General features: G+C 65.9%; 22 protein-coding genes. 19 read left to right on the top strand and 3 right to left on the bottom strand.

Annotation, left to right across the window (positions count from 1 at the left end):
• Positions 1-29 precede the first annotated feature (29 nt).
• The 3 genes from mmsB to ACRVY7_RS06915 all read left to right on the top strand — a co-directional run bounded on the left by mmsB (position 30) and on the right by ACRVY7_RS06915 (position 1847).
• A complete protein-coding gene (gene mmsB, locus ACRVY7_RS06925) occupies positions 30-899 on the top strand; it encodes a 3-hydroxyisobutyrate dehydrogenase (RefSeq protein ID WP_431816520.1) in 870 nt (289 codons plus the stop codon).
• Positions 900-974: 75 nt separating this feature from the next.
• On the top strand, positions 975-1136 hold the full coding sequence (locus tag ACRVY7_RS06920; RefSeq protein WP_431816519.1) for a hypothetical protein: 162 nt from the start codon (positions 975-977) through the stop codon (positions 1134-1136).
• Between the two features lie 576 nt (positions 1137-1712).
• Positions 1713-1847 (top strand): hypothetical protein, encoded by a 135-nt coding sequence (locus ACRVY7_RS06915; protein ID WP_431816518.1) that lies wholly within the window; start codon positions 1713-1715, stop codon positions 1845-1847.
• Between the two features lie 89 nt (positions 1848-1936).
• Here the strand turns inward: ACRVY7_RS06915 and ACRVY7_RS06910 are convergent, their stop codons facing one another.
• Positions 1937-2440, bottom strand: coding sequence for a MarR family transcriptional regulator (locus ACRVY7_RS06910; RefSeq protein ID WP_431816517.1), 504 nt, complete (start codon positions 2438-2440; stop codon positions 1937-1939).
• Between the two features lie 72 nt (positions 2441-2512).
• Positions 2513-3160, bottom strand: a complete 648-nt coding sequence (locus ACRVY7_RS06905) for a TetR/AcrR family transcriptional regulator (protein WP_431816516.1) — start codon at positions 3158-3160, stop codon at positions 2513-2515.
• Positions 3161-3421: 261 nt separating this feature from the next.
• Here ACRVY7_RS06905 and ACRVY7_RS06900 point away from each other — a divergent pair, with 261 nt between their 5' ends.
• From ACRVY7_RS06900 to ACRVY7_RS06845, 12 genes are all read left to right on the top strand, one after another.
• Positions 3422-4987: an amino acid permease gene (locus tag ACRVY7_RS06900; protein WP_431816515.1), complete on the top strand. Its 1566-nt coding sequence runs from the start codon at positions 3422-3424 to the stop codon at positions 4985-4987.
• Positions 4988-5121: 134 nt separating this feature from the next.
• On the top strand, positions 5122-5973 hold the full coding sequence (locus ACRVY7_RS06895) for an urea amidolyase associated protein UAAP1 (protein WP_431816514.1): 852 nt from the start codon (positions 5122-5124) through the stop codon (positions 5971-5973).
• A 172-nt stretch (positions 5974-6145) separates the two neighbouring features.
• A complete protein-coding gene (locus ACRVY7_RS06890; protein ID WP_431816513.1) occupies positions 6146-6814 on the top strand; it encodes an urea amidolyase associated protein UAAP2 in 669 nt (222 codons plus the stop codon).
• 26 nt (positions 6815-6840) lie between these two features.
• Complete coding sequence (locus ACRVY7_RS06885; RefSeq protein ID WP_431816512.1) at positions 6841-8895, top strand: 5-oxoprolinase/urea amidolyase family protein; 2055 nt, start codon at positions 6841-6843, stop codon at positions 8893-8895.
• On the top strand, positions 8892-10571 hold the full coding sequence (gene atzF, locus ACRVY7_RS06880; RefSeq protein WP_431816511.1) for an allophanate hydrolase: 1680 nt from the start codon (positions 8892-8894) through the stop codon (positions 10569-10571). The genes ACRVY7_RS06885 and atzF overlap by 4 nt, the downstream gene beginning before the upstream one ends.
• 102 nt (positions 10572-10673) lie before the next feature.
• On the top strand, positions 10674-12266 hold the full coding sequence (locus ACRVY7_RS06875) for a hypothetical protein (protein ID WP_431816510.1): 1593 nt from the start codon (positions 10674-10676) through the stop codon (positions 12264-12266).
• Between the two features lie 66 nt (positions 12267-12332).
• Entirely contained in the window at positions 12333-12560 is a 228-nt protein-coding gene (locus tag ACRVY7_RS06870; protein WP_049698729.1) for a hypothetical protein, read from the top strand.
• A gap of 153 nt (positions 12561-12713) precedes the next feature.
• On the top strand, positions 12714-12908 hold the full coding sequence (locus ACRVY7_RS06865; RefSeq protein ID WP_064866441.1) for a hypothetical protein: 195 nt from the start codon (positions 12714-12716) through the stop codon (positions 12906-12908).
• Between the two features lie 70 nt (positions 12909-12978).
• Positions 12979-13875 (top strand): DUF3558 family protein, encoded by an 897-nt coding sequence (locus ACRVY7_RS06860; RefSeq protein WP_431817049.1) that lies wholly within the window; start codon positions 12979-12981, stop codon positions 13873-13875.
• Positions 13872-14426: a DUF3558 domain-containing protein gene (locus ACRVY7_RS06855; RefSeq protein ID WP_431816509.1), complete on the top strand. Its 555-nt coding sequence runs from the start codon at positions 13872-13874 to the stop codon at positions 14424-14426. The genes ACRVY7_RS06860 and ACRVY7_RS06855 overlap by 4 nt, the downstream gene beginning before the upstream one ends.
• 115 nt (positions 14427-14541) lie before the next feature.
• The gene (locus ACRVY7_RS06850) at positions 14542-15486 is read left to right on the top strand and encodes an SMP-30/gluconolactonase/LRE family protein (RefSeq protein WP_431816508.1); all 945 of its coding nucleotides are present in this window, start codon (positions 14542-14544) and stop codon (positions 15484-15486) included.
• Between the two features lie 54 nt (positions 15487-15540).
• A complete protein-coding gene (locus ACRVY7_RS06845; RefSeq protein WP_431816507.1) occupies positions 15541-15897 on the top strand; it encodes a VOC family protein in 357 nt (118 codons plus the stop codon).
• On the opposite strand, the gene ACRVY7_RS06840 is transcribed toward ACRVY7_RS06845, so the two are convergent.
• Positions 15883-16803 carry an acyl-[acyl-carrier-protein] thioesterase gene (locus ACRVY7_RS06840; RefSeq protein ID WP_431816506.1) on the bottom strand — a complete coding sequence of 307 codons (921 nt, stop codon included), beginning with the start codon at positions 16801-16803 and terminating at the stop codon, positions 15883-15885. The genes ACRVY7_RS06845 and ACRVY7_RS06840 overlap by 15 nt on opposite strands.
• A 135-nt stretch (positions 16804-16938) precedes the next feature.
• Between ACRVY7_RS06840 and ACRVY7_RS06835 the strand changes: the two genes are divergently transcribed.
• From ACRVY7_RS06835 to ACRVY7_RS06820, 4 genes are all read left to right on the top strand, one after another.
• Complete coding sequence (locus ACRVY7_RS06835) at positions 16939-18624, top strand: FAD-dependent oxidoreductase (RefSeq protein ID WP_431816505.1); 1686 nt, start codon at positions 16939-16941, stop codon at positions 18622-18624.
• Positions 18625-18727: 103 nt separating this feature from the next.
• The gene (locus ACRVY7_RS06830; RefSeq protein WP_064866492.1) at positions 18728-20038 is read left to right on the top strand and encodes a glycosyltransferase family 4 protein; all 1311 of its coding nucleotides are present in this window, start codon (positions 18728-18730) and stop codon (positions 20036-20038) included.
• Positions 20025-20750 carry a class I SAM-dependent methyltransferase gene (locus ACRVY7_RS06825; protein WP_064866451.1) on the top strand — a complete coding sequence of 242 codons (726 nt, stop codon included), beginning with the start codon at positions 20025-20027 and terminating at the stop codon, positions 20748-20750. The genes ACRVY7_RS06830 and ACRVY7_RS06825 overlap by 14 nt, the downstream gene beginning before the upstream one ends.
• Positions 20751-20787: 37 nt before the next feature.
• Complete coding sequence (locus ACRVY7_RS06820) at positions 20788-21825, top strand: prenyltransferase/squalene oxidase repeat-containing protein (RefSeq protein ID WP_064866453.1); 1038 nt, start codon at positions 20788-20790, stop codon at positions 21823-21825.
• Positions 21826-21893 lie beyond the last annotated feature (68 nt).

Genomic DNA, 21893 nt, shown 5'->3' with positions numbered 1-21893 from the left:
CACACACTTCAACACAGGGAGAATCGACAATGACGACGATCGCCTTTCTCGGACTCGGCAACATGGGCGGCCCCATGGCCGCCAACCTCGTCAAGGCCGGACACACCGTGCACGGGTACGACCCGGTTCCCGAAGCGGTAAAGACCGCCGAAGCCGCGGGCGTGCAGACCTTTCCCACGGCGGTCGAGGCGGTCGCCATCGCCGAGGTCGTGATCACGATGCTCCCGAGCGGAGCCATCGTCAAGAAGCTCTACGACGAGATCCTCCCCGCCACGGCAACGGGCGCGCTGCTCATCGACAGCTCGACGATCTCCGTCGCCGACGCACGCGAGATCAATTCGCGCGCAGCAGATCATGGCTTCGCCCAGGTCGACGCCCCGGTCTCGGGCGGCGTGAAGGGCGCGGTCGCAGGCACGCTGGCGTTCATGGTCGGCGGCACCGAAGAAGCGTTCGTCGCCGCACGGCCGACGCTGGAACCGATGGCGGGCAAGATCATTCACTGCGGTGAGTCCGGTGCAGGCCAGGCCGCGAAGGTGTGCAACAACATGCTGCTCGCCGTCCAGCAGATCGCGGTCGGCGAGGCGTTCGTGCTGGCCGAGAAGCTCGGACTTTCCGACGACGCGCTCTACGACGTCGTCACCGGCGCGACCGGAAACTGCTGGGCCATCGAGACGAACTGCCCGGTCCCCGGCCCGCAGCCGACCTCGCCCGCGAACAACGACTTCAAGCCTGGCTTCGCGACCGCGCTGATGAACAAGGACCTCGGCCTAGCACTCGACGCCATCGCCGACACCGCTTCGCGCGCCCCCCTCGGCGAACACGCCGCCGCGCTGTACCGCTCCTTCGCCGAACAGCACTCCGACCTGGACTTCTCGGCGATCATCACGACCCTGCGCTGAGCTCGCCGAGCCGGCCCTCGACCAACCCGCTGGTCGAGCCCGACTCGCCGCTCGAGCGCAACCCGCTGGTCGAGCTTGTCGAGACCACTCGCCGCCCGAGCCCACCCGCCGCCCGAGCTGAACCCGTTGGTCGAGCGCAACCCGCTGGTCGAGCTGAACCCGCTGGTCGAGCCCAACCCGCTGGTCGAACCCAACCCGCTGGTCGAGCTTGTCGAGACCACTCGCCGCCCGGGCTGAACCCCGCTGGTCGAGCCTGTCGAGACCCCGCCGTCGGCGGCGCAACCCGCTACGGCCGCGGATCAGTATGACGCGCAGCCCGAAATGTGTGTCGAATCGGAAGATGTGGGTGCTGCAGCACACAGATCCTTCGGTTCGACACACATCTAGCCCGGCGGGGCTGCTGGCGTGCATACGGGTCGTCTAGCTGGAGCCGGGGTGCGTACACAAACGTGACGTGAGCGGGGCGCCGAGGAGATTATTGTCTTGGCGTCGCGCTGACGACCGAGTTGTGTACGCGCTGTGCGGGTGTGGTGTTTGGTGGGCGTTGGGCAAGGTGGCGCGGGCCCCGACCAGCGGAGCACCCGGGTCGAGAGCACTGGGCCCGGTGGGTGATCTCGACAGGCTCGATCAGCGGGTGGGCTCGATCCGCGGCCGAACGGCTCACGGCCAAGATCCTCGACGCAGCAGGCGTTTCCGGATGGGTGGCGAACCTGGCGGAGGGCGACTACCTGATCGACGTCGCGTTTCCCGCCGCGATGCTCGCCGTCGAGATAGACGGCTTCGCATGCCACCGGGACGCCAAGGCTTTTCAACATGACCGCACTCGACGCAACGCCCCTCATCGCCAAGGGCTGGACGGTACTGAACTTCACGTGGTCTGACCTAGTAGAGCGGCCCGACTACGTGATCGCCTCGATCGAGGCAGCCCTCGAAGCGGCAGCAGCCTGATCAGTATGACGAGAAGGCCCGAAATCCGGCGAGATTGTCATACTGATCGACGACGTTCGAGGGCGATCCGGGTCTGGCGTGATTCAGGCTCAGAAGTCGCCTGCGTTGTGGCGCAGTTCGTGGATCGCGTCGACGAGGCCGCTGATCTGGTCCGAAGTCATTCCGACGTCGGCGAACACCTCGCGGTTGAGCGTCGCGGTGGCGTCTTCGACAGTCGAGCGGCCGAGTTCGGTGATCTCGACGAGCGTGGTGCGGCCGTCGGTGGGGTGGGGGAGGCGTCGAACGAGTTGCGCCTCCTCGAGGCGTCGAATCGCATGGGTGACGCTGGTGACGTGCACCTGTAGGCGGTCGCTGGCCTTGGTGATCGGCAGTGCACCGTTGCGCGAAAAGGCAAGCAGCCGAAGCAATTCGTAGCGCGAGAAGGTCAGATCATAAGGGCGGAGCGACGATTCGACGCGAGCCAGCAGAATCTGGTGTGCGCGCATCACGGAGGTCACCGCGACCATCCCGTCTGCGACGTCGCCCCAGCCGGCCGACGTCCAATTGGCCTTCGCCTCGGCGATCGGGTCGAACTCCATGCTGTGCCCTGCCATGAGTGTCAGCCTATCTGCCGTCGGCGCCGCCAGACGCTGGCCCAGGGCTCCGCGCGCCGACGCTCCCGAACGTCAGGCGGGGCTGCGGTGCGTGAGCAGCATCTCGATCGCGCCGACGATCGTGTCGACGAGGTCGGCGGCGGTGCGGCCGTCGAGTTCGTCGCGTTGCTCGTCGGAGCGGAGCATGATCATCGATTCGACGAGGCGGAAGGGCAGCAGGCTGCGGGTGTCTGTGGGGTCGTCGAGCACGGCGGCGGCAAGGGTTTCGTAGGCGGCGGCGAGTTCGCTTCGCGCTGTGCGGAATTGGGCGTAGCGGTCGTCGCCCACCTCAGGAAGCAGGTACAGCGAGCCGAGGTTCCAGCGCTCGTCGACGAGTTGTGTGGCGTCGAATCGTGCGAGGTCGAGGAGTCGGTCGAGGGGTGCGCGGTCGTCGTCGAGCAGTTCTCTTGCGCGCTCGAGAGATCCGACGACGGTGGCGTCGAGCAGCGCGGCGAGGATGTCGTCCTTGTTCTTGAAGTAGTGGTACATCGACGCCTGGCGGATGCCGACGGCTTCGGCGATCATGCGGGTCGACGTCCCGGTGTAGCCGTGGCGGCAGAAGAGTTCGGCTGCGGCGTCGAGGATTTCCTCACGCGCGGTGGCGCCTCGCCTGCGCTGTTCGACCAGGCGCGGTCGGCCGGGGCCTGGCGCCACTCGGCCTTGCCGGGACGCAGTACTCATCTGGAAGCTCTTTCATTCGTGCCGAGGCGTGGGTTGCGGCGATAGCGTCATCGAGTCTAGTCCGACCAATTCGCAGGGATTTCGCGATCGGAGCGGGCCGCAATGCGTGGGGGCGAAGCGACCTGGTCCTCGTAACACGCTCGTAGCGTGAGTTTCCATCCCTGCAACATATCTGTCACCCGATAGAAAAAGCGCGCGCGTTATCTATCAACTGGCAGATAAACCCGCTCAATGTGGAGCCTCACCTCGAAGGAACTCACGATGACCTCCACCGCACAACCCGACTCCAAGGCTCCCGCCGGCACCTCGCCCACGAGCGACGTCGACGACGCCGACTCACTCGCCCAACTCGGCTACAAGCAGGAGTTGCACCGCGGCATCGGAGGATATGCCGCCTTCGCCTCCGGCTTCTCGTTCGTCTCGATCCTCACCACCGTGTTCGCGCTGTTCGCGCTCGGCTTCGGTCTGGGCGGTCCCGCGTTCTTCTGGACCTGGCCGATCGTCTTCGTGTGCCAATTCTGCGTGTGCCTCGTCTTCGCGGAGCTCTCCGGGAAGTTCCCCGTCGCCGGTGCCGTCTACCAATGGTCTCGACGACTCGCCGGCGACGGAGTCGGCTGGTTTGCCGGTTGGTTCATGCTCGTCGGCTACATCGTCAGTGTCGCGGCACTGGCCATCGCGATGCAGAGCGTGCTCCCCGAGATCTGGTCGGGCTTCCAATTCGTCGGCGACGACACGAGTCTCACGTCCGTCTCGGGCGCTACGAATGCGATCATCCTGGGCACCATCACGATCATCGGCTGCACGATCATCAGCGGCGTCGGCGTCAGCTTCATGGGCAAGATCACGGTCACGGGCGTGACCATCGAGATCATCGGCGTCGTGGCGCTCGTCGTCGCGATGTTCATCAAGGCGGAACGCTCACCGGCGGCGGCGATCGCGAACACCGGAGAACACGGACAGGGACTCGGCTACTTCCCGGCCTTCCTCGCTTCGATGCTCATGGCCTGCTACGTGATGTACGGATTCGACAGCGCTGCAGAGCTTTCCGAAGAGACCAAAGATCCTCGACGCACCGCGCCGAAGGCGATCATCAACGCGCTGCTCGTCTCGTTCGTCGGCGGAGGTCTGATGATCATCGGTGCGCTCATGGCCGCTCCGTCACTCGGTGCGCCGGAACTCTCCGCTCAGGGAATCGCCTGGGTCATCACCTCTCAACTCAACACCGTCCTCGGTAAGGCGCTGCTGATCATCGTCGCGATCTCGATCTTCTCCGCGACTCTCGCCATTCAGGCGTCGGCATCCCGAGTGATGTTCTCGATGGCGCGCGACAACCGCCTCCCCTTCGGTTCGGCACTGGCAAAGGTCAACCCGCGCACCGGAACTCCCGTCATCACCGGCATCGTCGTCTCGGCGTTGGCGATTCTGATCTTGCTCGTCAACCTCGGGCAGGCTGGCGTCTTCGCCGCGATCACCAGTGTGTCGGTGGTCATCGTGTACCTCGCCTACCTGATGGTCACGGTGCCCGCACTCATCCATCGCCTGCGCGGAACCGAATTGAGCCACGGCCGACCGGTCTTCGGCCTCGGTAAGTGGGGCATCCCGGTCAACATCATCGCCGTCGTCATGGGTGGTCTGCTGATGGTGAACATCGCCTGGCCTCGCGCGGAGGTCTACGACCCCGACGGCGGCAACTGGGTACTGCAGTACTTCGCGATCCTCTTCGTCGCGGCGACGCTGATCGTCGGATTCCTCGCGTACCTCAAGGTCAAGGGCCAGCCGGGAGCACCGGAACCCGAAGACGCACTCGTCGGACGCAAGCGCTCGTAGCGATTGCCGCAGTATCGATCAACTGATAGATTTGTCAACCGAGCGACGACGCCCTGCCGGACCGTATCGAGTCCGTGCAGCCGACCACCGGGACGACCCGGAACCTCGCCAGCTCATTCTCGAAGGACGTCGACATGACCACCTCGACCACCACCTCCACATCCTCCACCGCCGGTGCCCGCGCGCATGCTCGTGCACAGGCCGGAGCCATCACCGACTCCATGCCCGTGGTGCCTGCCACCGACTGGCCGACGACGATCGCCGACGTCGACTCGTCGACGCTCACCTGGGCCGAGACCGTTCCCGGCGGCAGGTACACCACCAAGGTGCTCGCCCGCGGGACGCGAATCCGATTGCGCGACATCACCGGTGACGCGTGTGCACACCTCCTCCTGTGGCGCGTCGACGCCCCGTGGGAACGCCTGAACGTCGCCGACACCGTCAAGGTGCCCTGGCAGGCATACCTCACCACCGGCCACCCACTTCTGAGCGATCAGGGCAGGGTGCTCGCCACCATCGTCGACGACACCAGCGCGCACCACGACGCGCTCACGGGCACAACCACACTCGCCGACAACGCCGCCAAATACGGCCACGGAGAGGCATACTCGACGACTCCCGCGGGGCGTGAGCTTCTCAAGCTGGCTGCGGCCAAGAACGGATTGACGCCCACCGATGTGGCGCCATCGCTCTCGCTCTTCGAGGGAGTGAGAGTCGACGACGACGGATCGTTCGAGTTCCAGGGGAGCGCGGGCGCTGACAAGAGCGTCGACCTGCTTCTGCACCTGCCGTGCATCGTGGCGATCGCCAACACCGCGCACCCGCTGGACCCCAGCGTGGAGTTCCGTTCGGGGCCACTCGAAGTGCTCGCCTGGCGTGCCACCGACGACCTCGACGCGCTGCTCGCCGGCGTCGCCGACCGCGACCCCGAATACCAGCGAGCCGTCGCCAACAGTGAAGACGTGTACGGCGCGACGCGCTTCTGACGCCGAGTGGTTTCGACTCGGGTGCTCGCTGCGCTCGCGCCCGGCTCAACCAGCGGGAGGCGGCGCCCGGCTCAACCAGCGGGAGGCTGGCGCCCGGCTCGACCACCGAAATGCCGTGTCGAAACCACCACCCCACCCCCGAACTACACACATCCGAACGCAAGGACCAATCATGACCACCACGATCAATCCCACCACCGCCCCGGCGGCCGAACTCGCGCTCGTGCCCGGCGACGTGATCTACGACGGCATCGTCGCAGAGCGCGCTCCCTGGTCGGAAGTCGTTGCCGCGGGCGATGTCGCGACCATCGTCGACCTCTACGGCAACCAGGCCGTCGACACGCTGTTCTACGGCGGTCACGACCACTCGATCCGCTACTCGGCGCAGACAACCATTGCCGCGCAGGGGAATATCTTCCTCACGACCGGCACGGTCATCCGTGACCAGGAGTCGCAGCCGATGATGACGATCGTCGCCGACGAGGTCGGCAATCACGACACCCTCGGCGGTGCGTGCTCGCAGGAGTCCAACACGCTGCGCTACGGCCACCACACCAAGCATCAGCACGCGTGTGTCGAGAACTTCCTCATCGGCGGCTCACGTCACGGCCTCGGCAAGCGAGATCTTGTCGGCAATGTCAACTTCTTCATGAACGTGCCGGTCGATCCCGACGGTGCACTCGGAATCGTCGACGGCCTGTCCGCGCCAGGCAAGCGCCTCGCGCTGCGCGCCGAGGTCGACACCCTCGTGCTCGTGTCCAACTGCCCCCAGATCAACAACCCCTGCAACGGATTCGACCCGACTGCCGTCCGCGTGATCGTCACGCGGCCGCGGGGCTGACCGAGTACCGACCGCCAGGAGACGAGATGAACAGCCAGACAACACAGTTCGACGGCGTCGATGTGCTACGCGCCGGACCCATGACCACCATCCAGGATTGGCCCGGCCGCGTCGGTTACTGGAAGGTCGGGGTCCCGCCGTCGGGTCCGATGGACGACCTGTCCTTCCGGCTCGCCAACATGGCCGTCGGAAATCCGGTCGACGCCGCGGGACTCGAGGTGACGATGCTCGGACCGCGCCTGCGCTTCTCGACGTCGGCAACGGTTGCCGTGACCGGCGCCCCGGTCGCTTTGACTCTCGATGGAGTCGTTGTGCCCCAGTGGGTCCCACTCAACGTGCCTGCGGGCGGCGTGCTCGACGTCGGGGCCGTGGGTTCCCTGGGGCTGCGCGTGTACATCGCGATCTCCGGGGGTGTCGAGGCTGAGCAGTACCTCGGCAGCCGTTCGACGTTCACGATGGGCAAGTTCGGCGGACTCGACGGTCGCGTACTTGCCGACGGCGACATTCTGGCGCGCGCGGGTCTCCCGACAGGGAACCCGACGCGGATTCTCACCGAGGAGCAGCCCGCGTTCACGAATGCTTGGCAGCTCGGGGTGACAGTCGGACCGCACTCGGCCCCGGAGTTCTTCACGCCCACCGACATCGCCGAGATCATGGGCACCGACTATCAGGTGCACTTCAACTCCGACCGCACCGGCATCCGCCTGGTCGGTCCCAAACCGCAGTGGGCACGGACCGACGGCGGCGAGGCAGGACTGCATCCGTCGAACATTCACGACAATGCGTATTCCGTTGGAGCGCTGGACTTCACCGGCGACACCCCGATCCTGCTCGGCCCGGACGGACCGAGCCTCGGCGGGTTCGTCTGCCCGGTGACGGTAACGGCGTCGGAGCGATGGAAACTCGGGCAGCTCAAGCCCGGTGACACGGTGCGGTTCGTCGCGGTGAAGGCCGCGGAGGCGGCGTCGCCGGCAGAACTGGGTCTCGCACGCAGAGCGAGTTTTGTCGACGTGCTCTCTCGCGGAGGTGATCCCGACAGCGGAATCCTGGGAACCACGACGACGGCCGACGGCACCACGTCGGTGACCTACCGCCGCAGCGGAGACGACAACATCCTCGTCGAATACGGCGATATGCGACTCGATCTCGCTCTTCGCGCCCGCGTGCACGCGCTCGCCGAGCGGATCGAAGCGGAGAACCCCGCGGGCCTCGTCGACCTGACGCCTGGGATCAGATCGCTTCAGGTGAAAGCAGATCCGACGAAGTGGTCGCAGCTCGCCATGCGGGACTGGCTCATCGAGTGCGAGAGCCAGTTGCCGGCAGCGTCGGAACTCGTAGTACCCAGCCGCACAGTGCATCTGCCGTTGTCGTGGGACGACCCGGCCACGCGCGAAGCGATCGAGCGGTACATGCTCGGCGTGCGCTCCGACGCTCCCTGGTGTCCGTGGAACATCGAGTTCATCCGACGGATGAACGGACTCGACTCGGTCGACGACGTGCACCGGATCGTGTTCGACGCCGACTATCTCGTCCTCGGTCTTGGAGACGTGTATCTCGGTGCGCCCGTGGCAGTTCCGCTCGATCCGCGGCATCGACTGGTCACGACAAAGTACAACCCTGCACGCACCTGGACTCCCGAGAACGCCGTCGGCATCGGCGGCGCCTACCTCTGCATCTACGGGATGGAGGGGCCTGGCGGCTACCAGTTCGTCGGCCGCACCACGCAGGTCTGGAACCATCGCTATCCGCAGCAGGCTCCAGGGTTCGATCCCGAACATCCCTGGCTGCTCCGCTTCTTCGACCGCATCAAGTGGTACCCGGTCGGCGCCGACGAACTGCAGGACATGCGGGCCGACGTCGCGGCCGGCCGCGGCGACAGCGTGAAAATCACCGAGGGCACCTTCTCGCTGGCAGAACACGAGCGCTTCCTCGCCGACAACGCCGACGCCATTGCCGCATCCCGCACGACGATGGAGTACGCGCGCGCCGAAGAGCGTGAACGATGGTCCTTGGCCGGAGAGTTCACGACGACCGAGCAGAATGAGACCGACAGCTCCGATCCGAAGGGGAAGGTCGCATGACCAAGATCGACGACATCTACACCGCGATCCGCGACGCCGACCGGCCCGAGGTGTTCATCACCCTTCGCCCGAAGGCCGACGTCGCACGCGACTACCAGCAATCCGTGGCGAGCGATGGACCGCTGGCCGGAGTGATCCTCGCCGTGAAAGACAACGTCGACGTCGCAGGATTGCCCACGACCGCAGCGTGTCCCGGGTATGTCTACGTGCCCGACGCAGATGCGCCCACGGTTGCCGCGCTGCGCAAGGCCGGCGCGGTCGTCATCGGAAAGACCAACCTCGACCAGTTCGCCACCGGTCTCGTCGGAACCCGTAGTCCCTATGGCGCCGTGCGTGATTCACGGCGTACTGATCGAATCTCCGGCGGGTCGAGTTCCGGTTCTGCGGTTGCCGTCGCACTCGGTTTCGCCGACATCGCGATCGGTACCGACACCGCAGGGTCGGGCCGTGTTCCGGCAGGTCTGCAGGGGATCGTCGGCGTGAAGCCGACCGTTGGCGCGATCTCCACCGACGGGGTCGTGCCCGCGTGTGCCGACTACGACGTCCCGACGATCTTTGCCGCCGACCTCGAGCTTGCGAACCTGGCCACCGCAGCGATGGCGGAGGCAATGGGCGAGCGACCATTCGACAGCGAGAGTCGGTTTGCAGCGCCCGAGGCCCCGATCATTGCGGTGCCCGCCGACCTCCCCGAGCTCGACGACCGCTGGCGCGACGCCTTCCGTGAGGCTGTGGCCGCGGCCGAGGCTGCGGGCTTCACGATCAAGACCGTCGATCTGACGCCCTTCCTCGCCGCAGCACGACTGCTCTACGACGACGCCCTCGTCTCGCAACGTTACGACGCCGTCGGTGAGTTCATCGACAGCGCAGCGGACTCCGACGATGTCGGACTCGATCCCGTTGTGGCACAAATCGTGTCGAAGGCATCCGGCTACACCGCCGTCGATCTGCTCCGTGCGCGACGTCGACTCGCCGAGCTCAGGGCGTTGGCGATGGAGCAATGGGGTGACGCGACGGCACTGATGGTGCCGACCGCGCCGTTCCACCCACGGATCGACGAGGTCGCCGCCGACCCGATCAGCGTCAACAGCCGGATGGGCACGTACACGAACTTTTGCAATCTGTTCGACCTCTGCGGATTGGCGGTCCCGGCAGGCGTCGTCGACGAGGCCGACGGAACCCGATCCCAGTTCGGTATCACGCTCCTCGCGGGTGCACACGAGGACGCGGTCCTCATCGATCTTGCTCGGCGACTGCGGGTTTCGGCAGCCGATTCCCGGCACGGCGCGTCGGCACCCACGTGGCCCGAGCGGGTCGCGCCATCGGTCGAGCTCGCCGTGTTCGGCGCGCACATGGCTGGTGGCCCGCTGACGCACGAGCTCAGCGACCGCGGCGCGCGCTGGGGTAGGGAAGTACGCACAGCGCCGTCGTATCGTCTTGTGGCACTGGATACGACGCCGCCCAAGCCGGGTTTGATCCGCGACCTCGATGCGGGTCGTGTCATCGAAGGGGAGAGCTGGGTCCTGTCGCCCGCGGCGCTGGGAGAGTTCCTCGCCGCGCTGCCGCAACCGATGATGCTCGGCAAGGTCGAGCTCGCCGATGGCGACTGGGTGGTCGGATTCGGATGCGACGCGCGGGCCGGCGAGTCGGGGCGTCCGCTCGACCGCACGCGGTGGTGAGGCACTTTTCTTGAAACCGTCCGTTCTCGCCGAATCGTGGTGATTGAATCCTCCTAGCTCGGGGACGGTACTCGAGCCGATGTCTCGGAGGGGGCAAGCCACATGGCTCAATCGGCGGTGAACGGTGCGCGGCGCGGTGGAGTTCGTCGAGCGGAGAAGCAGGATCGACGCCGCAAGCGCAAGGCCGGTCAGCGAGCCGCCGCCGGTGCCGTGGCGGTGGCCGCCGCAACCACGCTGAGCTTCGGGCAGTCGGTCGGGGCGGGGCACGCTGAGGCCGGGGTCGCCGACGACATCGTCAATTCGATTGTCGATGGGGCCGGGACGGTCGCGGGCGTGTGGAACATCGACGTCTGCGCCACCGGCGAGACGAAAGGAAACGCCAACTGCGACGCCGCGACAAAGCTCGGGGTCGCGGTGGTCCTGCCGGACGAGATCTCCGTCATCCCGAGCGGCAACAACACGGCGCATGGATCGGCCGTCGTCAAGGGGTCGGGTTACGAGTTCGCTTTGGCGGGTCGCGAGGGCACGGCGACGGCGATCGCTTACCTGCCGGTGAGTCTCGCGACCGCGGGGGCGACGGATGGACGTACTGCCTGGTCGTTCGCCGTGCTCGGAATGGCGAACGCATGGACGACGGATGCCACAGATGTCACGGCCTGGCACGACGGACCGCGCTTGACCAGCGTGCCGGGCGTGAAGTCGGTTGGCTGCTACGGAGGGTTGACCGCAGGCTATGCCGAAGGCGTCGGCGCATGCAGCAATGTCCTGGGGACATTCGACTTTCGCTACTCCGAGCTCGACGAGACCAAGCACAACCTGACGATTCCGGAGGTTCAGTTCGCACTCACCGACCCGACCGCGGTGCTCTCGGATCCGGCGGGCGTTTTCGCGGACGTGATCAGCGACCTGCTGCAGGGTAGAACTCCTACTCTCAGCAAGGACTTCACCAGGCTCACCGTCGGAGGTGATCGGACGGATGCTTACGGTCTGCCCGTCTTGCTCACCCTCACAAGCGATTACGGCACGCAGGCGCCCATCGTGGTGCACTGGCTCGGCTCGTCGGTGACGTTCAATCCGACGGTGACGGTCAACGGCAAGGTCAAGCCGAATCATCTGGGACTTCCCGTGATCACCCTCGGCGACGTCGACACGGCACAGTTGTTGCCGACAGTCGACATCCCCGAGATCGCGTTCCCGTTCGGGGTGCCGTCGGTGGGCCCGTTCGGCGGGTCGAGCAGCGCCGCCAGCACGTCGAAGATCACCGCCCTGCGTGCCAGCAGCACGAGCGAGGCCACTGCTCCCACAGAGACCGACACCGAGACCCCGGCGGCGTCGAGCGCACCGATCGTCGCCAACGAAAAAAGCACGGCAACAAAGCAATTCGACGCTCCTTCGGTACCGGAATCGACAGCTGATGCCGCGCAGAGGGATTCGTCGGGTCTCGGCGCTTCGGGGTACGTGGGCAAGCATCGCTCGCTCGACGACTACGTGGGCAAACACCGTTCGACCGACGGCACAGGCGACCGGGCCGACGCGTCGTCGAACAGCTCCCCGAGTGCCGAAGCCACGACCGACTCTTCTGACACCAAGGCTCTCGACACCCAAGCCCCCGACGCGAAAGCCCCCGACGCGAATGCCTCCGAAGCCGCATCGGGGTCAGCGCACTCGGCCAGTAGCGCCGCGGGCGGACAGTAGCCTTCCACGCGATCTGACTGTTTGTTACAACGGAAGAGGCCGATCACTCGACACGAGGAGACGACGATGAGCGGACCGATCTCAGGCGAAGACCTGCCCGAAGGCGTCGTCGACCCCGAAGCGCCACTCGACGACGAGCCCGGCGAATCGCTTGCCGACGATGCGCCGCTCGACGAGTTCGTCGACCCCCTTGCGGGAGTCGAACCGCCACAAGCCGACGACGTTCCGAGCGCCGATTATGTCGAACAACACCTCGACGTCGACGAGGTGGAACCACCCCGGCGCGACGACTGACCGCAGAACCCCATTTGACCCTGAAACGTCGGCAGGCTCGAGAACCCCGTTGGCTACAGTGGAGCCACCGAAGCAGGTTCGGCCCCGATGTGTCGCCGACCGCTCGCTCAGCGGAGTCAAGCGGTCGACGGTGGCGCACGCTAGGAGGAAGTCATGGCGATCGATCCCGCAAAGAGCAAGGCAGTCTCGCAAGTGGTGCGCGAGCATCCCGGAATGAGCCTTGTGGCGATCTCACCCGGCATCGTGGTCTTTCTCCTGGTAGGAATCTTCGCCAATTGGTTCCTGGCGATCGTGCTCGGCGTCGCAATGGTCGCAGGCGGGTACTACGTGCTGACGCGACAGAAGTGAGCAGGGCATAACCGGTGCGAGTACGACCGCGGACGGGTGACGTGCACTCGTGGGCAACGAGGCCCCGACGGTGAGCGCACGCGTCGACGCCTACATCTGGGCCATCCGGCTCACAAAAACACGTTCGGCTGCAGGTGACGCATGCCGAGGTGGTCATGTCCGGGTCAACGGGGCGACCGCGAAGCCCGCGCAGCACGTCAGTATCGGCGACGAGGTGCGGCTCCGGCTGGGTGGTCGTGAGCGCATCGTCGAGGTGACCCAGGTGATCACCAAGCGAGTGTCGCCCGCGGCGGCGTCGGCCTGCTACATCGACAAGAGCCCACCCCCGCCTGCCAAGGAGATCCTGGCGAGTCAGCCACGACGCGATCGCGGTGCCGGCCGGCCGACGAAACGCGAGCGACGCGAGATCGACAAGCTGATGCGCGGTGGCTTCCTCGTGTCGTTGGCGGTACTGATCGCGCTGATCGGCAGTGCCTGCTCGTCCGACTCCGACGATTCGGGAGGCAACAGCAACGGCAACGCTGCGGCGCCGCCGGCGAAGGCGGGGTCGGGTCCGTTCTTCGGTGAATGCGGAGGCGTCACCACAGAGGAGGTCAACAACCTCACAAAACTCGGCACGCTGACCAACACGGTGAACAATCCGTCGGTGTGTGAGTGGTCGTCGAGCGCTGATCGCACAGGACCGGTGGCATCGTTCAACTGGTATCGCGGCTCACCGATCGGACGTGAGCGCGCCACCGAGCAACTCTCCCGCGAGTCGACCAAAGACATAGAAATCAACGGACACAAGGGATTCATCGCATCCGACACAGGCATCTGCGAGATCGGAATCGCCTTCGGTGCCGACTTCTTCGAGTGGTCGGTGAGCGCCGGTACCTCATCACTGAGCGCGCAGGCCCCCGACACCCAACAGATCTGCGACGCCACGCGTGAGCTCTCCGCGATGTCGATCGAGCGTGCGTCATGAGGCGCGTGAGACGCGTCGTCGTGCCGTTGCTTGTCGCTCTGGCCGTGCTTGTCGCCGCGCTTTCGGGCTGCACCGTCGACGGCCAGGCAGTCTCGTCCGAACAGGCCAACGCCGATCAGCCCGGCAACGTCGACACCGACCGATTCGACAAGTTGACCCTCGAATGCCAGGTGCTCTCGACAGCTCAGATCGCCAAAGCGGTCGGCGGAACGACGGCTCGGGGCACCTTCAACGGCGCGATCTGCCGATGGATCGTCGACGGGCCGGTCGCCGCGAACGTCACCTTCAACTGGTTCGAATGGGGCGACTTCAACGTCGAGAAGGACACCGCCAAGCGGCTCGGCTACACAACCGAAAACGTCCGGATCGTGAGTCAGGCTGCGTTCACGCAACGCGACCCCAAGCGCCCAGGGGTGTGCGGCGTGACCAGTCGCGCGCCCACGCGTGGCGTCTACACGTTCTGGGTCGAACCGATCGGCGGAGCAGCAGCTGCCGACCCGTGCGCCGCCCCGACGAAGCTGATGGAGCTACTCCTCAACGGTGGTCAATAGTCGCTGCCGCGACGGTGGTCAATGGTCGCTGCCGCGACGGGTGGTCAATGGTCGCTGCCGCGACGGCAGCCAGTACTGACCGACCGGCACCGCCGCGCTCGCCGAGGCATGATCTATGCCCATGGGAGACTCCGGGTTTCGATTTTTGCGTGCGCTACTCGTACCGGCGCTGGCGGCACTTGCGATCGTGAGCGTCGGATCGGTCGCCGACGCGGCCCCGGGCACCCGGTGTGCCGGCGCGACGGTCACCACCAGGACTGCCTCGCCGTCCGCGACGGGTTGGGCAGAGAACCTCACGTTCGATCCCTCGGGCAACCTGTGGGTCTCACGTCTCTACGGGAATTCGGTGGAACGCTACGACCGCTCCGGACGGCGCACCGCAACCGTCCCGGTGTGGGCGCCCGGCGCGTTGCGCGTCGGTCCAGGCGGTGATCTGTACGTGAACTCGGGCGACCAGTTGTCGTTCGGCGCGGAGCGCAACGGCGTCGTCGTAAAGCTTGATCCGCTTGCGGCTCAACCTAATCCGACGGTCTATGCACGCGGGTTCGCGATGCCCAACGGGCTGGCGTTCGACGCGGACGGGTTCGGATACGTCGTCGACAGTTCGCTCGGAGTTGTCCGGGTCGCGCCCGGTGGCGCCATCGACCGACGATGGACGGATACGGCGCGCGCGGCGTTCGCCACGTCGCCGGCCGTCAACGGGTTCAGCCCCAATGGCGCGACGCTCATCGGCAACGACCTCTACCTGACTTTCACGGCAAGCCGAACGGGACGGGTCGTCGCGGTACCGCTCGACGATCCCGGCTCGATGCGTGTCGTCGCCGACCTCACGGCTCCGCTGCCCGGCCTGTTCGACGACCTCACCGCGCTGGACCCGCACACCATCGCTGTCACGTCGACGCTCGGCTCGCTCATCCTCGTCGACGTACGCACGGGCGCACACTGCAGCATTCCACTCGGCCGACCGGCGACGGCCGTCGCCGTGCAACCCGCGGATTCGCGTGCCCTGGTGGTTGCGTCGGAGACCGGTGACCTGCTCGACGTACGGCTCGCCAAATGAACAAGAAGCAAACATATGTTCGACTAATACGCCGATCGTGATTAAGGTGAGTCCATGACTCTCTCGGTTGCCATGATCACTGTCGACACGCTCGAGCCGATTTCGCTCGCCACCTGGTGGGCCACCAATCTCGGCGGCACGATCGTCGCGGAAAATGACGGATTCTTCGTCGTCGTCGCGCTCCGTGACGGCGGACCCGCGATCGGCTTCCAGAAAGTCGACGACCCGACGCCGGGGAAGAACCGCATCCACCTCGACCTCGCGTCGCCGGACTATCCGGCCATCGTCGACACTCTCGTCGCGAACGGGGCCACCAAGCACGGCGACCGGGAGATCCCTGGTGGTGGCTTCGGATGGACCACGCTGACCGACCCCGCCGGCAACGAGTTCTGCGTGTCAGGCGGTCACTGACCGATCCGCCGCAGCCCGATCGCCGGCCTCCCGATCGACAGCCTCTTGATCAACGGTCTCCCGATCGCCGGCCGCCTGGTCGGCTGAGCGCTTCGTCACCGACACGGTGGCTGCGACCTGGTCCTCGCCGTCGTCGTCGGGAATGAGCATCCACAGGAGGAGCCGTTCGGGTTCCCGGACGCGCCGCAACGTGATCGGCGTGCCGGGGACGATCGGACGCAGGTACTCGATCACCAGCCGGTGCGGTCCGTCGATCAGGTCGAGATGATCGACGAGTTCGTCCTCGACCGCCTCGAGGTACGCGGCGTTGTTGAGGTGCTTGAACGGGTCGAAGTCGGTGCTGCGCAACACATGTTCGCGGTCGTCGGCCGACGCACCCTCGGCGTCGGGAGCCTTCTCCGGATTCAGCGACTTCCAGCGCAGGCGGTGCTCGTCGGTCATCGATGAGAGCAGCTCGAACGCGTCGTCGGAGATTCGCGACGGCATGCCCTGGTCGTTGACGTTGATCCAGAACGCCTCTGTCTCGATCAATCCGGACTCGCGTGGTTCGGGGTTGAACCGATTGGTCTCGTGCTCGGCTGTCAGCCGGACGCGCATGTTGGTCCACCGGGTCGAGAGCGACCCGCACCACCGCTGTGCGGTGACGGTCGCAGGCCAGGAGATGGGCTTGATGACGTCGACGACGGTCCGTCGCACAATCCAGAACGGATCCGAATCGCCGAGTTCGGTTGCCTCGATGTTGTCGTTGGCGACGTCCTGCAGATACCTGGCGACGGCGTCGAGCCGTACGCGCATGTCTTGGTCGACGTCGCCGGTCCGTACGCGGTACGTCGCCTCGAAGAAGCGCGCGCCGTCCTTGCGGTCGGGGAGTGCTGCGCCGGTGGCCTGGCTGTTGTCGCGGGTCAATAGATGTCCTCTGTCGGCTGTGTCGGCTGGCTCACACGCCACGGTTACGATCGGGTAGCTCACGGTGTGGTCGTTAAGATACAGTCACCACAAAAATAGAACACGTTCTACGTGTTGACTTCGAGGACAGCACAGATGGCCCATGTGATCACACGCCCCTGTTGTAACGATGCGAGCTGCGTCGCGGTGTGCCCGGTCAACTGTATCCACCCGACGCCGGATGAGCCCACATTCTTCACCGCGGAGAGCCTCTACATCGATCCGGACACCTGCATCGACTGTGGGGCATGTATCGACGAGTGCCCCGTCGAGGCGATCATTCCCGACGACCAGCTCGACGAGCGTGACGAGCCCTACCTGCAGATCAACGCCGACTACTACAAGGATCACGACGTCGACGGTGGCTTGGTTCCCCCGAAGAAGGCCCCCAAGCTCCCCGAGGGAGATGTCCGCGTCGCCATCGTCGGCGCCGGGCCTGCCGCGTTCTATGCCGCGGAGGAACTGGTCCGTAAACCGCAGATCTCTGTCGACATGTTCGACCGTCTACCCACGCCGTACGGGCTGGTGCGCGCGGGAGTCGCCCCCGACCACGCTGCCACCAAGGGCGTCGAGTCGACCTTCGCGGCGACCTCGGCCAAGCGCAATTTCCGCTACTTCCTCAACGTCGAGGTCGGTAAACACATCAGCCACGACGAACTCACCGCCCGCTACAACGCCGTCATCTATGCGGTCGGCGCCCCAACCGACAAGCGGCTCGGCATCGCCGGCGAGGACCTGTCGGGTTCGGTGTCGGCGACCGAGTTCGTCGCCTGGTACAACGGGCACCCCGATTTCGCCGACCTCACCTTCGATCTGTCCGGCGAGCGCGCGGTCGTCGTGGGCAACGGCAACGTCGCGCTCGACGTCGCACGCATTCTGGTCACCGATCCCGACGACCTCGCCAAGACCGATATCGCCGATCACGCCCTCGCCGCGCTCCGCGAGTCGAACATCCGCGAGGTGGTGCTCCTCGGCCGACGCGGAATCGCGCAGGCCGCCTACACCAACAGTGAGTTCCTTGCGCTGGGTGAGGTCGACGGTGTCGACGTGATCATCGATCCCGCCGAGCTCACACTCGACCCGGTGTCGGAGGCCGCGCACTCCGACGACCACCTGGATTCGACGATCGCGACCAAGCTGCGACTCGCGGAGGAGTTCGCGCAGCGCCCCACCACCGACGGAAACAAGCGAATCGTCTTCCGCTTCCTGACGTCGCCGACGGAACTGACGGGCGACGGCAAGGTCGGAGTACTTCACGCCGTGCGCAACGTCTACACCGAGGCCGGTGAGAACGTCGCGATCATGCCGACCGACAACAGCATCGACTTCGAGACCGGACTCGTGCTGCGCGCGATCGGCTATCGCGGCGTACCCATCAACGACGTCCCATTCGACGAGTTGCGCTGCGTGGTACCCAACGTCGAGGGCAGGGTGCAATCGAGCGTCGACGGCGAGGTCGTCCGAGGTCTGTACGTGACCGGATGGATCAAGCGCGGCGCCACCGGCGGTATCGGACGCAACCGCCTGTGCGGGCAGGAGACAGCGGAATCGGTGATCGCCGACTTTGTCGACGGCGTACTGCCGCAGGCGTCTACCTCGGCAGACGACGTCGCCGACCTGGTGGCCGACCACGGCGCCCATCGCATCGACCTCCCCGGTTGGAAGAACATCGACGCCACCGAACGCAGTGCTGGCAAGTCGGCGGGGCGGCGTCGTGTGAAACTGGTGCATATCGAAGAACTCGAGTCGGCGTCCCGAGAGGCAGCCGAATCGAGATCGTGACAGCGGCGTCGTCGAGCGAGCCGGGTCAGTCGTCGAATGGGCCGGCGAGCCGTAGCAGCGTCGGGCCGTAGACGGTCCGTGAATGGAGAGGTGGAAACACAAGGTGCGCGTGGCATTTCTGTCGTATCGCAGCAAGCCGCATTGCGGTGGGCAAGGCGTCTACGTACGCCACCTCAGCAGAGAATTGGCGCTGCTGGGGCATCAGGTCGAGATCTTTTCGGGACAGCCGTATCCCGAGCTCGACCAGTCGGCGATAGACGCGGGCGTCACGCTCACCAAGGTCCCGAGCCTCGGTCTCTACGATGAACCCGACCCGTTCCGTACTCCGCGGCCCAGTGAATTCCGTGATTGGATCGACGCCCTCGAGGTGGGTGCGATGTGGACGGCGAGCTTCGGCGAGCCGCTGACGTTCAGTCTTCGTGTCGCGCGGCTGCTCGCCGACCGTCGCGACGACTTCGACATCGTGCACGACAACCAGTGCCTCGGCTACGGCCTGCTGCAGATCCAGAAGCAGGGCTATCCGTTGATCGCGACGATCCACCACCCGATTACGCGTGATCGGTCGTTGGCGGTGAAGGCGGCCAAGGGGTGGCGCAAGGTCAGCGCGTGGCGGTGGCATTCGTTCCTGCGGATGCAGGGTCGGGTCTCGCGTCGCATTCCGGAGTTGTTGACGGTGTCGCGGAGCAGCGAGGTCGACATCCGCAAGGCCTTCGACATCGAGGCCGGTCGGATCACGACCATCCCGCTCGGCGTCGACACCGCAATCTTCCGCCCCGAGGCCGCTGCGGCGCGTGTGCCCGGTCGCGTGGTCTGCGTTGCCAGCGCCGACGCCCCTCTCAAGGGTGTGTCGTATCTGCTGGAGGCGATCGCCAAGTTGAGCGCCGAGCGCGACGTCGAACTGACGTTGGTCTCCAAGCTCGACCCCGACGGACCGTCGGCGAAGATGATCGACGACCTCGCCATCTCCTCGCGGGTGCGCGTGGTGTCCGGGCTCGAGGATTCGGAGATGGCGGAGCTACTCGCGTCGGCCGAGGTCGCCTGCGTGCCGTCGCTGTACGAGGGGTTCTCCCTGCCGGCAGTGGAGGCCATGAGCTGCGGCACACCACTTGTCGCCACGCACGCGGGCGCGATCCCCGAGGTCGTCGGCACCGACGGCCGGTCGGCTACGCTGGTGCCTCCGCGTGATTCCGAACGACTCGCGCAGGCGATCGGAACGCTGCTCGACGACGAATCCGCGCGTGCCGCAATGGGTGTGGCCGCGCGTGAGCGGGTAGAAGATCGCTATAGCTGGGCTGCTGTCGCAGCGAAGACGGCGGCACATTACGAGACGGTTCTCGCGCGAGTGCGCAGTGAGGACGCGAACTCGCAAGGGGTAACGATGGATTCGGAGAAGGGGAGTCATGCTCACAGTTGATTTCGACCGCTTGGGCGTCGGGTCGCACACGAAGGTGATCGACATCGGTGCGGGCCAGGGCAGGCACTCGTTCGAGATGTTCCGCCGCGGTGCTGATGTCATCGCGTTCGACCAGTCCGAGAGCGACATGGCCGACGTTGCCGAGATGTTCGACGCGATGATGGCCGAAGGTCAGGTCCCCGCCGACGCCAAGGCGCGCGCAGAGGTCGGCGATGCTCTGCGACTTCCGTACGCAGACAACAGCTTCGACGTCGTGCTGATGTCGGAGATCCTGGAGCACATCCCGTCCGACGAGGCTGCCATCGCCGAGATGGCGCGCATCCTCAAGCCCGGCGGCATCGGCGCTGTGACGGTGCCGCGGTACTGGCCCGAGAAGGTGTGCTGGGCGCTGTCGGACGCCTACCACGAGGTCGAGGGCGGCCACGTCCGGATCTACAAGGCGTCCGAGCTGGCGGACAAACTGCGTGCGGCGGGCCTCGAGGTGACCGGGACCGATCACGCGCATGCCCTGCACGCCCCCTACTGGTGGCTCAAATGTGCTGTGGGCGTTGAGAACAACAAGAACCCGTTGGTGCAGGCGTACCACAAGCTGTTGGTGTGGGACATGATGTCGGCACCGGCTCTCACCCGTGTGGGTGAGCAGGTGCTCAACCCCGTGATCGGCAAGTCGGTCGCGTTGTATCTGCGGAAGCCGGAGAGCGCGGCGTCGTGACCCCGACGTCGAGCGTCGTCGACCAGTCTCCCGGTCGATGACCGCACAGGCGCACGTCGGTGCGCTCGCCATTGCCGGTGTTGTGACCGGTGAGCAGATGCGTGCCACCGGCGCCGCCATCGCCGCCATGCAGGAGAATTCCGGCGCACTGCCGTGGTTCCCCGGCGGACGCACCGACCCCTGGGATCACATCGAATCGGCAATGGCGCTGAGCGTCACCGGCTTTCACGCAGAAGCGGAGGCCGCGTACGCTTGGAGTCTGCACACGCAACGCGACGACGGATCGTGGCCGCTGCGTTTCGACTCGGGTGTCGTGACCGACCACGGCACCGACTCCAACTTCTGTGCCTACATCGCCGTCGGCGTGTGGCATCACTATCAGATCACCGGCGACGTCGTGTTCCTCGAACGCATGTGGCCGGTGGTGTGGTCGGCGATCAACCTCGTCCTGCGTTTCCAGCGGCCCGACGGCGCCTTCCGCTGGGCGGGCGATCACGCGACCGGCACCATGTTCGACGAGGCGCTGATCACGGGGAATGCCAGCATCTTTCAGGCGCTCGACTGCGCCGTGCGCATCGCAGCGGAGGTGGAGCAACCCGACGACGAGTGGGTACGTGCCCGTGAGGCGTTGCGCGACGCGTTTCGTTGCAGGCCAGAGGTTTTCGAGAAGCCGTCCGAGCACTCGATGGACTGGTACTACCCGGTGCTCGGCGGGGCGGTCCGCGGTCGGGCCGGTCAGGAGATGATCGCTCGACGCTGGGACGAGTTCGTCGTACCCGGTCTCGGCGCGCGCTGCGTCGACCACCGGCCCTGGGTGACCGGTGCCGAAACCTGCGAACTGGCAATCGCACTCGATGCGCTGGGCGACACCGCGGACGCCGTGAAGCTCATCGCATCCATCCAACATCTGCGCGACCCCGACGGCTCGTACTGGACCGGACTCGTCTTCGACGACGGTAAACGCTGGCCGGTCGAGAAGAGTTGCTGGACGTCGGCGGCGGTTGTCCTCGCCGTCGACGCGGTCACGAGAAGCAGTGAGGCCAACGGGATCTTCCGCGACGCAGGGGTGTTCTGAGCGCTTGGGCTTGGGCGACGCAGAAATTAGAACATGTTCTAGACAGGTGTCCAGTGGTCTGCCTATTC

This window comes from Gordonia jacobaea (assembly GCF_965344965.1).
In the GTDB taxonomy this organism is placed as follows: Bacteria; Actinomycetota; Actinomycetes; order Mycobacteriales; family Mycobacteriaceae; genus Gordonia; species Gordonia jacobaea.
This window is presented reverse-complemented; position numbering and strand designations above follow the sequence as displayed.

Bases quoted from the DNA above. Each gene is read 5' to 3' on its own strand.
- ACRVY7_RS06915 (WP_431816518.1), top strand. From the start codon at position 1,713: ATGACCGCACTCGACGCAACGCCCCTCATCGCCAAGGGCTGGACGGTA.
- ACRVY7_RS06870 (WP_049698729.1), top strand. From the start codon at position 12,333: ATGAGCGGACCGATCTCAGGCGAAGACCTGCCCGAAGGCGTCGTCGAC.
- ACRVY7_RS06835 (WP_431816505.1), top strand. From the start codon at position 16,939: ATGGCCCATGTGATCACACGCCCCTGTTGTAACGATGCGAGCTGCGTC.
- ACRVY7_RS06825 (WP_064866451.1), top strand. From the start codon at position 20,025: ATGCTCACAGTTGATTTCGACCGCTTGGGCGTCGGGTCGCACACGAAG.
- ACRVY7_RS06855 (WP_431816509.1), top strand. From the start codon at position 13,872: ATGAGGCGCGTGAGACGCGTCGTCGTGCCGTTGCTTGTCGCTCTGGCC.
- ACRVY7_RS06905 (WP_431816516.1), bottom strand. From the start codon at position 3,160: ATGAGTACTGCGTCCCGGCAAGGCCGAGTGGCGCCAGGCCCCGGCCGA.
- ACRVY7_RS06875 (WP_431816510.1), top strand. From the start codon at position 10,674: ATGGCTCAATCGGCGGTGAACGGTGCGCGGCGCGGTGGAGTTCGTCGA.
- atzF (WP_431816511.1), top strand. From the start codon at position 8,892: ATGACCAAGATCGACGACATCTACACCGCGATCCGCGACGCCGACCGG.
- ACRVY7_RS06895 (WP_431816514.1), top strand. From the start codon at position 5,122: ATGACCACCTCGACCACCACCTCCACATCCTCCACCGCCGGTGCCCGC.
- ACRVY7_RS06850 (WP_431816508.1), top strand. From the start codon at position 14,542: ATGCCCATGGGAGACTCCGGGTTTCGATTTTTGCGTGCGCTACTCGTA.
- ACRVY7_RS06890 (WP_431816513.1), top strand. From the start codon at position 6,146: ATGACCACCACGATCAATCCCACCACCGCCCCGGCGGCCGAACTCGCG.
- ACRVY7_RS06820 (WP_064866453.1), top strand. From the start codon at position 20,788: ATGACCGCACAGGCGCACGTCGGTGCGCTCGCCATTGCCGGTGTTGTG.
- ACRVY7_RS06910 (WP_431816517.1), bottom strand. From the start codon at position 2,440: ATGGCAGGGCACAGCATGGAGTTCGACCCGATCGCCGAGGCGAAGGCC.
- ACRVY7_RS06885 (WP_431816512.1), top strand. From the start codon at position 6,841: ATGAACAGCCAGACAACACAGTTCGACGGCGTCGATGTGCTACGCGCC.
- ACRVY7_RS06865 (WP_064866441.1), top strand. From the start codon at position 12,714: ATGGCGATCGATCCCGCAAAGAGCAAGGCAGTCTCGCAAGTGGTGCGC.
- ACRVY7_RS06845 (WP_431816507.1), top strand. From the start codon at position 15,541: ATGACTCTCTCGGTTGCCATGATCACTGTCGACACGCTCGAGCCGATT.
- mmsB (WP_431816520.1), top strand. From the start codon at position 30: ATGACGACGATCGCCTTTCTCGGACTCGGCAACATGGGCGGCCCCATG.
- ACRVY7_RS06900 (WP_431816515.1), top strand. From the start codon at position 3,422: ATGACCTCCACCGCACAACCCGACTCCAAGGCTCCCGCCGGCACCTCG.